Below are 11,787 nucleotides of genomic sequence, written 5' to 3' on the forward strand. Positions count from 1 at the left end.
TATTTATTTTATCATAAACATTGAGGTCTTAGAAGAAACCATTCGAAAAGTGTAAAAGAGGAGCTGAAAAAATGGACTTATCAACCCCAAATCGAGAAAATCTTGAATACATGATTAACTATTTAGCCGATAACCTGCAAGTAGTAAATAGAGGTTTAATGGCACCTGAAGATTATGATCTTCAATACTATGAACAAATTAAAGAGATGTATGATATGGTACAAATGAAAGGTCAGTTGAGTGTTTCTGAAATACAAGCTGTTGTAAGTGAACTTGGTAAATTCCGTAAATCAGTTGATTAATATACAAATGTATATCAATATCATAAAAGAGATACCTTTAACTAAGGTATCTCTTTTTTATACTAGGCTTTGTTAGATTGCAAAGTTATTGATATTTTTCCACAGAAAAATAGGTAGAAATCTATTCAACAAACAAGGCATAATCTTGAAGACTTGTATTCGTGAAATATTTGATAGCCGCACAACCAACTAGCAAAAAAAGAGATGTTTCCTTTGCTTTGAATTGTATAAAGGTGGCCGTGAAACAACACACTTCCTGCGGGCAATCTGGCAAGCTACCTTCGGGAAAAAACGCCCTCAGGGAATCTCGCCTATCTCTTTCTCCCGCGGGAGTCTTATCTTTCCCCGGCCACCTTTACAATGATTGGGGGAAACGGAAACATTGCGAAGTTAGAGTGGGATGGAAATACATATACCATGTTTTATTAAGTAGCCAAAATAACGCCTAATAAAGCGTATGTTGTCATAAATAATTCGATATGAAGATAAGACAAGGAAATACTCTATGCTACTCGCTAGTATTGCTTGCCCCCCTATCACTGATGATTAACGACCCTGGGGTTACATAGTTATGACACTAGCTAGCACGCTTCTTTATACTCTTAGAGCACTATTGGAACAGATTCATGTATTCTTCTAAATAATTTTTACTTAAGTATTACTATGCCTAATGATGAACGTATGGCTATTTGGTCCCACCTATTATAAATGGCGATGTTTCACTTAAACCAAACAAACGCAAATATGGGCCTGGATATTGCGATATTGCCGCGAAACGGACCCCACAGGGCGGTTTTTTCCCGAGGAGACGAATGGATTCAGAGGAAGTTCGACTAAAACCATCACAATGTGTAACAACGTCGAACAACCCTACATCATGTAGGGCCGCAGGAAAGCGAGTGATTTCCAGGCCCATCTTTTCTCCACTTCACACAACGGAAACATTTCTCTTACCCAAATCATCTCGAACTCAAGTCTTCAAGATGGGGCGGTAATGGAATATTAATAGCAATGTTTTAACAAAGCCCTATACTAAAAAACCGTTATCAACCTATTTAGGCTGATAACGGTTTTCTTAAACCTCTACATCAAATGCTTGCAATGCTTCTTTGGCTGCATTCTGTTCTGCTTCTTTCTTCGTGCGTCCTAGCCCTATCCCTGTACGATCACCTTGTATGAACACATGTGCAACAAATTCACGGTTATGAGCTGGACCTTTTTCTTCTACAATTTCATACTCAATATTACCATTACGTTCTCGTTGGACAACTTCTTGTAATTGACTTTTGTAATCCATCGCATGCGAAAAAGCACCTTTTTTAATTTTTGGATAAACGAATTGTTCTAGAAATGAAATGACTGTGTTGAAATCCTGGTCGAGATAAAGAGCTCCAATGAAAGCTTCAAACACATCAGCTAATAATGCTGGACGTGCTCTGCCACCTGTCATTTCTTCTCCTTTACCTAAGAAAATTAACTCACTGAAATGAAGATCATTTGCGAAACGAACAAGCGAGGCTTCACAAACGATGGAAGCGCGGAACTTCGTTAATTCTCCTTCTGCCATTTCTGGATATTTACGAAATAGATATTGAGAAATAGCCAATTCTAAAACAGCGTCACCTAAAAATTCTAATCTCTCGTTATCATCATATTCTTTGGTGCGATGCTCATTCACATAAGATGAATGGGTGAAAGCTTGTTCTAATAAAGATCGATTATGAAATGTAATCCCTATATTATTTTGAAAGTTTTGAAAATCCACTGTTTTCATGCCACCTATTCTCTATATTTCATGGAAAAACGATAGAATACAGAGAAAGCCTCGCAAAAGGGCGAGACTTTCAAACTCTATAGTTATTGATTGCTGTTTATGTAGTTAACAGCATCTCCTACTGTCTCAATTTTTTCAGCATCTTCATCAGAGATTTCCATGTCGAACTCATCTTCAAGTTCCATAACAAGCTCAACAACATCTAGAGAATCAGCCTCTAGATCATCCTTAAAGGAAGCTTCCATGGTAATCTTAGATTCGTCAACGTCTAGGCGTTCTTTAACAATACCTTTTACACGTTCTAATACGTCTGCCATACTTGTTCACCTCCCTTCAGTAATTATAGAAGATTCAGGGTAAAAAAACTAGATGGTGATTTGATTTTTCCTTTGAAAAATCCCTTTTTTACATAACCATGCCACCATCTACGTGGATGGTTTGTCCTGTAATGTAATTCGCATCATCTGACGCTAAAAAACGAACGACTTTAGCAATGTCTTCTCCATTACCTAGACGAGCAAGTGGAATCATATTTTGCATGGATTCACGCTGATCATCCGATAATTCATCTGTCATATCAGTTTCAATAAATCCTGGTGCTACAGCGTTTACGATAATGTTCCTTGATGCAAATTCTTTCGCTGATGTTTTCGTCAACCCAATGACTCCCGATTTTGCTGCAACATAGTTCGCTTGACCTGCATTACCACTAACCCCTACTACAGATGCAATATTTATAATCTTACCGCCCTTTTGTTTCATCATAGGACGAGCTGCTGCTTTGGTAGTAAGGAATACGCCTTTAAGATTAGTATCAATTACTTGATCGAACTCTTCTTCTTTCATGCGCATCAGTAGATTGTCTCTTGTAATACCAGCATTATTCACAAGAATGTCAATACTGCCAAACTGCTCTACTACCTGCTTGATCATTGACTTTACTTCTTCCTCAGAAGATACGTTAGCTTGGATTTTAATGGCTTCAGAACCTACTTGTTGAATCTCATCAACAACGTCTTGTGCCTTTTGTTCACTTCCTGCATAATTAACTGCAACCTTAGCTCCTTGCCTGGCCAGTTCTAATGCAATAGCACGACCAATTCCACGTGATGCTCCAGTTACAAGTGCTACTTTTCCATCTAACATTGTTTAGTCCTCCTTATACCATTCGATAAATGATTGTAAGCTCTCTGGATCTTGAATTGCAAATGTTTTCATGCGGCGATTCACTTTACGGACAAGGCCACTAAGTACTTTACCATTTCCAACTTCAACAATGGCATCAAGATCTTCTTCCATCATATTTCGCAATGTTTCCTCAAAACGGACTGGAGAATATAATTGTTGAATCAGTAATTCATAAATCTTGTTTTCTTCTTTAATTGGCTGCGCAGTTACATTTGCATACACCGGCACATCTGCATCATGAATAGCAGCTTGCCCCAATGTTTGTTGAAACTTTTCGCTTGCTGGTTTCATTAAACGTGAGTGGAATGGGCCACTTACGTTCAATGGTAAAGCTCGTTTAGCTCCTCTTTCCTTAAGCTGTTCACAAGCTTTGTCTACACCAGCTTTGGTACCAGAGATCACAATTTGACCAGGGCAGTTATAGTTAGCAACTTCCACTATCTCTCCTTGGTCCCGAATTTCTGAAGTCACTCCCTCAATTGTTTCAGCTTCTAAGCCTAATACAGCTGCCATTGAACCTTGACCAGTTGGTACAGCCTCTTCCATTAAACGTCCCCGAGTTTGGACAAGCTGAAGTGCTTCCTCCATGGAAATAGCATTGGCAGCTACAAGAGCACTATACTCTCCTAAGCTATGACCTGCGACCATATTTGGTTGAATACCGTTTTCTTTTAGAATTCCAGCAATCGATGCACTTGTTAAAAGCAATGCTGGTTGAGCATTTTCTGTCTTGGTTAACGTTTCGACTGGTCCTTCAAACATGTATTCGGTTAGCGGAACACCTAGTAACTCATCTGCCTTTAGAAATTGAGATTGAACGTCTTTTGATTGTTCAAAAAAAGCTTCCCCCATCCCAACTTCCTGTGAGCCTTGCCCAGGAAAAATAAAAGCTACTTTTTTCATTCTTCACCCTCCTGACTATGTTTCATACCTTGAATGGTTTCCTCAATTGTAAAATTCACATTATGATTAATCATGTAACAAGTCTGATTAATAGCATTATAGATTGCACGTCGATTCGATGAACCATGAGCTTTTATCACAGGAGAAGCTAAACCAAATAAAGCTGCGCCTCCATATTCGGAGTAATCAAGTTGGTCTTTCAACCCTCTTAATTCATTTTTGACCATACCTGCTGCCAATTTACTTTTCCAGTTAGATGATAAAGTCTTTTTCATCATAGAGAACATAGACATTGCAGTACCTTCAATGGTCTTTAATGCAATATTACCGGTGAAACCATCAGCCACAACTACATCGGCTACTCCATTAAGTAAGTCACGAGATTCTACATTTCCAACAAAGTGAATTGGCAACTCTTGCAATTCTGTATAAGCTTTTTTTGTTAGCTCATTACCTTTTCCTTCCTCAGTCCCTACATTCAGTAAACCTACACGAGGTTTTTCAATCCCTCTAACGTGCTCTGTATAAATGGATCCCATTAGTGCATATTGTGCTAAATGGTGTGGCTTTGCATCCACATTTGCACCAACATCTAAAAGCAAAAAGCCTTGACCATCTACTGTAGGAAGAGTAGGACTTAATGCCGGGCGTTCAATGCCCTCAATACGACCAACAATAAATAGGCCAGCACTCATTAACGCACCTGTATTTCCCGCTGAAATACAGGCATCTGCCCGACCATCTTTTACTTCCTGAGCCATTAAAACCATGGAAGCATTTTTCTTACGCCTAACAGCTCTTACTGGTTCATCCTCACTCGAGATTACTTCAGTTGTATGTATTATTTCGATGTTATTTTCATCCTCATGAAGTAGAGGCGTCATTTGTTCTTGATCCCCAATTAACGTAATTTCTAAATTGGAGATTTGCTTTACCGCTTCTACAGCACCAAGGACAACTTCATTAGGAGAATGGTCGCCCCCCATGGCATCGATTGCTATTCTCACGTTTATGCCTCTCCTTTATCATCATTTGAACGGAACATGACAAAGATCCCGGAAAAAACTGGTTCGTTTTCAACTGAACTTTCCACTTCTACAATGGTTCTTCCTTTATCGTCATTTCCATTCACACTTGCCTTAGCAACAACTCGTTCTCTTTCTCTTACTTGACGCTTAAAGCGTATTTCAGATTTGGCAGTCAAGGCTAATTCATCATTGATTACTGCCACAGCTAACGAATTAGCTTGTGCAAAAAGATGATGACCTCTTGCTATGCGTGTTCTCGAAAAAACGTGCTCTTCTTTTATATCTAAGATGGAAATGGCTTTAGTATCTAACTCTAAATCTACTACTTCACCAATCACCTCTTCTATAGGTAACGCTCTTACGGTTTCATTCCATTGGTGTGTAGCCACGGATTTAATTCGTTCTCGTAACTCAGGTATAGAAAGTTCCATACGATCTAGCCGAATTGTCTGAATACTAACGCCAAAGGTTTTAGCTAATTCTTCGTCGGTGATAAATGGCGTTTGTTCTATTGTTTCTCGCAAGCGCTCTTGACGCTCTTTTTTATTTCGCTTCATCTATCTACACCGTCCATTTATGACTAGGTACTAATAGTAATATATAATACCTGGACCTGTTATGCAAGGAAGGATTCTTGACTAATCAAGGATTTGGCCCTGTAGGATCGGGTCTTTTTCTAAGTGTTTTAGAAGCTCATGGTACTCCTCATTTGTTGATAACAAATTTTGTTCAATAATCTCTTGGGCATCCTGTCTAGCTGTTTCAAGTGCACGATAATCACGAACCATATCAGCAACTTTAAATTCAGGTACACCACTTTGTTTGCGACCAAAAAAGTCACCCGGTCCCCTCAATTGTAAATCTTGTTCTGACAACTCAAACCCATTAGAGGTTTCTGACATGATCCGCATTCTTTCTTTCCCTACATCTCCTTTGGGTTCTGCTAATAAAATACAGTAGCTTTGTTCTGACCCTCTTCCTACTCGACCTCTAAGCTGGTGCAATTGGGACAGTCCAAAACGTTCTGCATCGTAGATTAACATAACTGTTGCATTCGGAACGTTCACCCCTACTTCCACTACAGTGGTAGAGACAAGTACTTGCACTACATTATCAGCGAATTGTTTCATTACCTCTTCCTTTTCTTCAGCAGATAATCTTCCGTGCATTAACCCTATCTTCAAATCCCCCCCATAGTATTGAGTGAGTTGATGATAAATATCCACAGCATTTTGTATGTCCAATGTGTCTGACTCTTCTATTAATGGACTAATGACATATGCTTGGTGGCCATTCTCCACTTCTTTCTGGATGAAAGAAAGGACTCTGTCGAGCATTTGTTCTTTGACCCAATAGGTTTCCACTTCTTTACGACCAGCAGGCATTTCATCAATCACAGAAACATCCATGTCTCCAAAGGCTGTAATTGCTAACGTTCTAGGTATAGGTGTGGCTGTCATGAATAAGACATCTGGATTTAAGCCTTTATCCCTCAAAGCTCTCCGTTGATTCACCCCAAAACGGTGTTGCTCATCGATAATAGAAAGAGCTAAATCATTGAACTTCACTTCATCTTGGATCAAGGCATGCGTTCCGACAATAATATCGACTTCATTTTGCTCAATCTGAGCTAAAATTTCTCTTCGTTTTTTTCCTTTAACCGAACCTGTTAACAGCACTACATTAGCTTTTCCAGCAAATAATTCTGTAAGTGATTGATGGTGCTGCTCAGCCAAGATCTCAGTCGGTACCATCAGAGAGCCTTGTTTACCTGACGTAATCGTAGCGTATAATGCGATAGCTGCAACAGCTGTCTTGCCAGAACCTACATCTCCCTGTAACAATCGATTCATACGATAATGTGATCTCATGTCCTTCAAGATTTCCTGTAATGTCTTAGACTGTGCATCAGTTAATTCGAAAGGGAGTTGTTCCGTGAATTGTTTCACAGCTTTTTCTTCATACTTTTGACTATTTCCAGTCGTGGCTTCTCGCTTCATTTTACGCAGAAATTGCATCTTTAATTGAAACAATAAAAATTCTTCGTACACAAAACGTCTTTTCGCATGCTTCAAACGCGTTCTGCTCTCTGGAAAATGCATTGCATAAAGAGCTTCATCACGTTGTGGTAGCTTATATGTATTTAAATAAGAAGGAGGTAAAATTTCCGGTAAGTAAGACCCATATTCATCTATAGCCCGTTCCATCCATTTTCGAAGTGTAGGAAGTTTTAGGTTCCCTTTTAAAGAATAGACTGGCTGTATGGGAGCTTGAGTTTTTGCTTTACCTTTTTTAAATTGACTTACTGTAATCTGTAGTCGATGCTGATCCCATTTTCCCGTAACCGTTACTGTATCACCAGCCTGTAATTGTTTTTTGGCAAAAGCTCGATTAAACATGACAGCTTTTACAGCAAAATGTTCAACTTGTAGGTTCAGCATTAAGCGAGATTTTTTCTTACCATAAAAAGTTAAGGAAGGTTCCCCAATAACCTCCCCTTCAATCGTTGCTTTCTCATTATGAACAAGCTCTGTTAACGGTTTCACCTCATGAAAATCATATCGAAATGGGAAATAGAATAAGAAGTCTTCAATTGTATAAATCCCCATCTCTTCCAGCGTTTCTCTCATTCTTTCACCAACACCGGATAACTGTAAAACCGATTGATCTAGCACGTTTCTCACTCTTTCTTTAAGTTTATTCCATACACTTTGGCTTCTAGCTCACGACCTGTTGGCGTGGCAGCTAAACCTCCTTGCGCTGTTTCTTTCAGCGCAACAGGCATTGTTTGTCCGATTCTAAACATCGCATCAATGACTTCATCACAAGGAATCCGACTGGTTACTCCCGCTAAAGCCATGTCCGCTGCTACAACAGCATTGGATGCACCCATTGCGTTTCGTTTTACACAAGGAACTTCTACCAGTCCTGCAACAGGGTCACATACTAACCCTAACATGTTTTTCAATGTAATTGCCATTGCTTCGGCTGATTGCGCTGGTGTACCCCCTGCCATTTCAACTATTGCAGCCGCTGCCATTCCTGCGGCAGAACCAACTTCTGCTTGACATCCTCCTGCTGCTCCAGAAATGGAGGCATTATTCGCAACAACAAAACCAAATGCCCCTGATGTAAATAAGTATCGTACCATTTGCTCTCTAGAAGGGTTCAATTGATTCTTAACAGAAAAAAGTGTACCGGGCACACATCCTGCACTACCTGCTGTAGGTGTAGCACATATGGTCCCCATCGCTGCATTTACCTCATTTGTGGCAACAGCTTTACTCACTGCATCCATGACAATATTTCCTGATAAAGGCGTATGATTTTTCATATATTCTTGTATAAGCACAGCATCTCCACCAGTTAGTCCTGAAACAGATTTAACCCCTTTCAATCCATCCTCAACAGCTTTTTCCATAACATCTAAATTAGCTTCCATTTGACCATACACATCTTCCCTAGACTTTTCTCTTACTTGCATTTCTTGTCGAATCATAACTTCTGAGATGGATATGTTTTCGCTTTCACACAACTCGACTAACTCGGCTACGTTTCTAAATAATATCTTCATACTTTCTCCCCCTTAAAAAATATACCTTTTTATGTTCATACATCTTATTCAACAACTCTAGCTACTTGAAGAATATGTTCAAATTGCTCTAATTCTTTTAATTGTTCTTCTGAAATTGTCTGGTCTACTTCAATGACCATTAACGCCTCTTTACCGACCTCTTTACGGGAGACTTCCATATGCCCTATGTTAATTTCATGCTTTGCAAGTAATTGAGTGACAGATGCAATAGCACCAAATCGGTCATTATGCATAACTAATATTGCAGGGTTTTTTCCAGAAAGACGAAGCTCAAACCCATTCATTTCAATAACTTCAGCTTTTCCACCCCCAATGGATATACCAACTAGTTCAAGATCCCCATCGTCATCACCTATAAGAATACGAGCTGTATTAGGGTGATCAGTATGAGCATCTTCTTCATAGAATTGAACCTTTATTCCTTTTTCCTTAGCGATATCTAATGATTTACTAATTCGTTGATCATAAGTCTCGAAATCCAATAAACCTCCAACAATGGCCACATCCGTTCCATGCCCTTTATAGGTTTTAGCAAATGATCCATACAAATGGATTTTGGCCCACTTCGGTTCACGGCCAAACAAATCCCTAGCTACACGACCAATTCTAGCTGCTCCAGCCGTATGAGAACTCGATGGACCTATCATAATTGGTCCAATAATATCGAAAACGGATTTATATTTCATTCTCCCACCATCCTATCCTACCCTGATATTTTATCTATAATAGAGTTAAGTTGTATCGTTCACCTATTTTTGTAGCAGATTACTTGTTTAATATAGTTTACTTTTATTATTGAAAACGCATTCAAAAGATATTAAATCTAGCTTACTTATTATAACAAAAATCAAACTAGTATAGTATCCTTATTCTTATTGCCAAATAAGTTTAAAATGTCTATAATTAGAATTTGTGGATTATGAACGACATAATCGGGTGGGAGAGGGCTATACTTTTTGAGGAATAAACATGTCACAACAGCATAACAAAAAAACTGTTTCTCCAGTACGTAAAGATATTACAGCTGGTATTGTAGGGTATTTAACAACAGTGTATATTGTTGCAGTTAATAGTTCCATTCTTAGTGATGCTGGAATATCAGTTCAAAATGGAATGATAGCCACTATCCTTGCAAGTGTTATTGGATGTTTACTTCTAGGATTATGGGCAAATGCACCGATGATTTTAATTCCTGGTATGGGTGTTAATGCACTATTTGCTTATTCTATTGTGCAGGGGTCAGGCTTATCTTTTCAAGAAGGGCTGGGCGTAGTATTGGTCTCTTCACTGCTTTTCATTGTTGTAGCGAATACTAGAATGGCTTCTTGGCTACAATCTGCGATACCTGATGCACTGAAACACGCCATCACAGTGGGTTTAGGATTTTTCTTAACCTTGATTGGGCTTGAAAAAGGTGGAATCGTTGTACGAGGTGAACATGCTTTAGTTGAGCTTGGCAGCTTCACGTCTCCCACTGTTATTGTAAGCCTATTGACTCTTGCTATTGGAGTATTTCTATTCGTTAAGAATATCCCTGGACATTTTCTTATCACAATGATCAGCGGAACAGCACTCGCTTATTTCTTTGGAATTTTAGAAGGAAATTCGACTGGTCTAATAACTTCTGATATTCAGTGGGTGTTCACGCCTTCCTTATCTGCTATTGATGAGATAGCTTTTTGGATGAGTGTTTTCCCGCTTACAATCGTTCTTGTGTTTGAAAATATGGGGTTATTAAACGGACAGCTTGCCATGTTAAAACAACCCGAAAAATTCAAGCGCTCATTCCAGACGACCTCATTCTCAGCATTAACATGTGCTTTCTTTGGCACATCGCCTACTGTCTCTTCAGCCGAAAGTGCTGCAGTTATTGCTTCAGATGGGAAGACTGGAAAAGCATCGATTACAACCGGCTTGTTATTTCTATTAACGATTGGGTTTATCCCGCTTATTACATGGATACCCTCAGTGGCTGTTAGTCCAATTTTGATTATTGTTGGTGCTCTTATGGTCCAAAATATACGCCACATTTCATTAGAGGACATATCAGAAGCTATCCCTGCATTTTTTATCATGGCAATGATCCCTTTCACGTATAGTATTGCTGATGGTATGGCATTTGGCTTCATCGCATACCCAATCGTCAAATTCGCCATTGGTAAACGTAAAGAAATTTCAGTTCCTATTGTAATCATAGCTTGCCTATTTTTAGCCGAGTTCGTGTTTAAAGCAATTGGACATTAACATGTTAACTTTCTAACATCCTAGTAAGGGTGCAAAACAGATTGGTAGTAACACTCTAATTAAAAATCTAAATAAATGAAAAAAGCTTGGAGATAATCCAAGCTTTTTTTGTGATTATTCCAGTAAAGCCCCATTACCTTGAAGACTTGTATTCGAGATAATGGGGCTTTTATTGGTTATAAGAGGAATATTTCCGCTGCCTTAGTTAGACTAAAGGAGGCCAGGGAACAACGTCCTGCCGGCGAGCTGGCAAGTTACCTTCGGGGAAAATCGCCCTCAGGGGATCTTGCCTCCCTCATTCTCAGTTGGGAGTTTCCTTGTTCCCAGGCCACCTATGCTTTTGTTGAGATAAACGGAAACATGGGCCGGGAAATTGGGACGGTCGCTCCTATTTTTCAAAAGTAGCTCCTATATCTGAAATCTCGCCCCTATATATCAAAAATAGCTCCTGTTTTTTGATTCTCGCTCCGAAAGTAGGGAAAGTCGCTCCAGAGCCCATGTTTTTATCGCAGTGACATGACAAGTCCCTGTGCTGCATTATGGATTGGCCCGTGGAAAAACGGATGTGTCTAGACCTCGTAGTCCCCTTTTTTGGCCCGAGGAGACGAATGGTTTGTTTCTAAGATCGTCACATCGTGTGACAACGTCGAACGAACATAGGTCGTGTAGGGTCCTAGGAAAGCGAGCTATTTCCCGGCCCATCTTATCTTATTCACACGACGGAAACACACCACTCACCAAAATCATCTCGCA

At 39.4% G+C, this 11,787-nt stretch carries 11 protein-coding genes; 2 read left to right on the forward strand and 9 right to left on the reverse strand.

Translation table 11 applies throughout. The annotated features are described in order from the left end of the window. Window positions 1–71: 71 nt before the first annotated feature. Complete coding sequence (locus tag GLW08_RS01665) at window positions 72–302, forward strand: DUF1128 domain-containing protein (protein WP_160846851.1); 231 nt, start codon at window positions 72–74, stop codon at window positions 300–302. 1,075 nt (window positions 303–1,377) lie between these two features. On the opposite strand, the gene rnc is transcribed toward GLW08_RS01665, so the two are convergent. The 9 genes from rnc to sdaAB all read right to left on the reverse strand — a co-directional run bounded on the left by rnc (window position 1,378) and on the right by sdaAB (window position 9,476). Beyond that, entirely contained in the window at window positions 1,378–2,067 is a 690-nt protein-coding gene (gene rnc / locus GLW08_RS01670; RefSeq protein ID WP_337193875.1) for a ribonuclease III, read from the reverse strand. A 92-nt stretch (window positions 2,068–2,159) separates the two neighbouring features. Beyond that, window positions 2,160–2,393 (reverse strand): acyl carrier protein, encoded by a 234-nt coding sequence (acpP, locus tag GLW08_RS01675; protein WP_036816276.1) that lies wholly within the window; start codon window positions 2,391–2,393, stop codon window positions 2,160–2,162. A gap of 88 nt (window positions 2,394–2,481) precedes the next feature. After that, window positions 2,482–3,222, reverse strand: coding sequence for a 3-oxoacyl-[acyl-carrier-protein] reductase (fabG, locus tag GLW08_RS01680; protein WP_160846853.1), 741 nt, complete (start codon window positions 3,220–3,222; stop codon window positions 2,482–2,484). 3 nt (window positions 3,223–3,225) lie between these two features. Beyond that, entirely contained in the window at window positions 3,226–4,167 is a 942-nt protein-coding gene (gene fabD / locus GLW08_RS01685) for an ACP S-malonyltransferase (RefSeq protein WP_160846854.1), read from the reverse strand. Next, entirely contained in the window at window positions 4,164–5,174 is a 1,011-nt protein-coding gene (gene plsX / locus GLW08_RS01690) for a phosphate acyltransferase PlsX (RefSeq protein WP_160846855.1), read from the reverse strand. The genes fabD and plsX overlap by 4 nt, the downstream gene beginning before the upstream one ends. Window positions 5,175–5,176: 2 nt before the next feature. Further along, complete coding sequence (fapR, locus tag GLW08_RS01695) at window positions 5,177–5,752, reverse strand: transcription factor FapR (protein WP_160846856.1); 576 nt, start codon at window positions 5,750–5,752, stop codon at window positions 5,177–5,179. A gap of 81 nt (window positions 5,753–5,833) precedes the next feature. After that, window positions 5,834–7,870, reverse strand: a complete 2,037-nt coding sequence (gene recG, locus GLW08_RS01700; protein ID WP_160846857.1) for an ATP-dependent DNA helicase RecG — start codon at window positions 7,868–7,870, stop codon at window positions 5,834–5,836. Window positions 7,871–7,875: 5 nt separating this feature from the next. Then, entirely contained in the window at window positions 7,876–8,769 is an 894-nt protein-coding gene (gene sdaAA, locus GLW08_RS01705) for an L-serine ammonia-lyase, iron-sulfur-dependent, subunit alpha (protein ID WP_160846858.1), read from the reverse strand. A gap of 44 nt (window positions 8,770–8,813) precedes the next feature. Beyond that, on the reverse strand, window positions 8,814–9,476 hold the full coding sequence (gene sdaAB / locus GLW08_RS01710; protein WP_160846859.1) for an L-serine ammonia-lyase, iron-sulfur-dependent subunit beta: 663 nt from the start codon (window positions 9,474–9,476) through the stop codon (window positions 8,814–8,816). A 283-nt stretch (window positions 9,477–9,759) separates the two neighbouring features. Between sdaAB and GLW08_RS01715 the strand changes: the two genes are divergently transcribed. Continuing rightward, window positions 9,760–11,034, forward strand: a complete 1,275-nt coding sequence (locus GLW08_RS01715; RefSeq protein WP_160846860.1) for an NCS2 family permease — start codon at window positions 9,760–9,762, stop codon at window positions 11,032–11,034. Window positions 11,035–11,787 lie beyond the last annotated feature (753 nt).

It is taken from the genome of Pontibacillus yanchengensis (assembly GCF_009856295.1).
GTDB classification, from domain to species: Bacteria; Bacillota; Bacilli; order Bacillales; family BH030062; genus Pontibacillus; species Pontibacillus yanchengensis_A.

Coding starts and splice junctions, on each gene's coding strand:
- fabG (WP_160846853.1), bottom strand. CDS start 3,222: ATGTTAGATGGAAAAGTAGCACTTGTAACTGGAGCATCACGTGGAATT.
- GLW08_RS01715 (WP_160846860.1), top strand. CDS start 9,760: ATGTCACAACAGCATAACAAAAAAACTGTTTCTCCAGTACGTAAAGAT.
- fabD (WP_160846854.1), bottom strand. CDS start 4,167: ATGAAAAAAGTAGCTTTTATTTTTCCTGGGCAAGGCTCACAGGAAGTT.
- GLW08_RS01665 (WP_160846851.1), top strand. CDS start 72: ATGGACTTATCAACCCCAAATCGAGAAAATCTTGAATACATGATTAAC.
- sdaAA (WP_160846858.1), bottom strand. CDS start 8,769: ATGAAGATATTATTTAGAAACGTAGCCGAGTTAGTCGAGTTGTGTGAA.
- acpP (WP_036816276.1), bottom strand. CDS start 2,393: ATGGCAGACGTATTAGAACGTGTAAAAGGTATTGTTAAAGAACGCCTA.
- sdaAB (WP_160846859.1), bottom strand. CDS start 9,476: ATGAAATATAAATCCGTTTTCGATATTATTGGACCAATTATGATAGGT.
- fapR (WP_160846856.1), bottom strand. CDS start 5,752: ATGAAGCGAAATAAAAAAGAGCGTCAAGAGCGCTTGCGAGAAACAATA.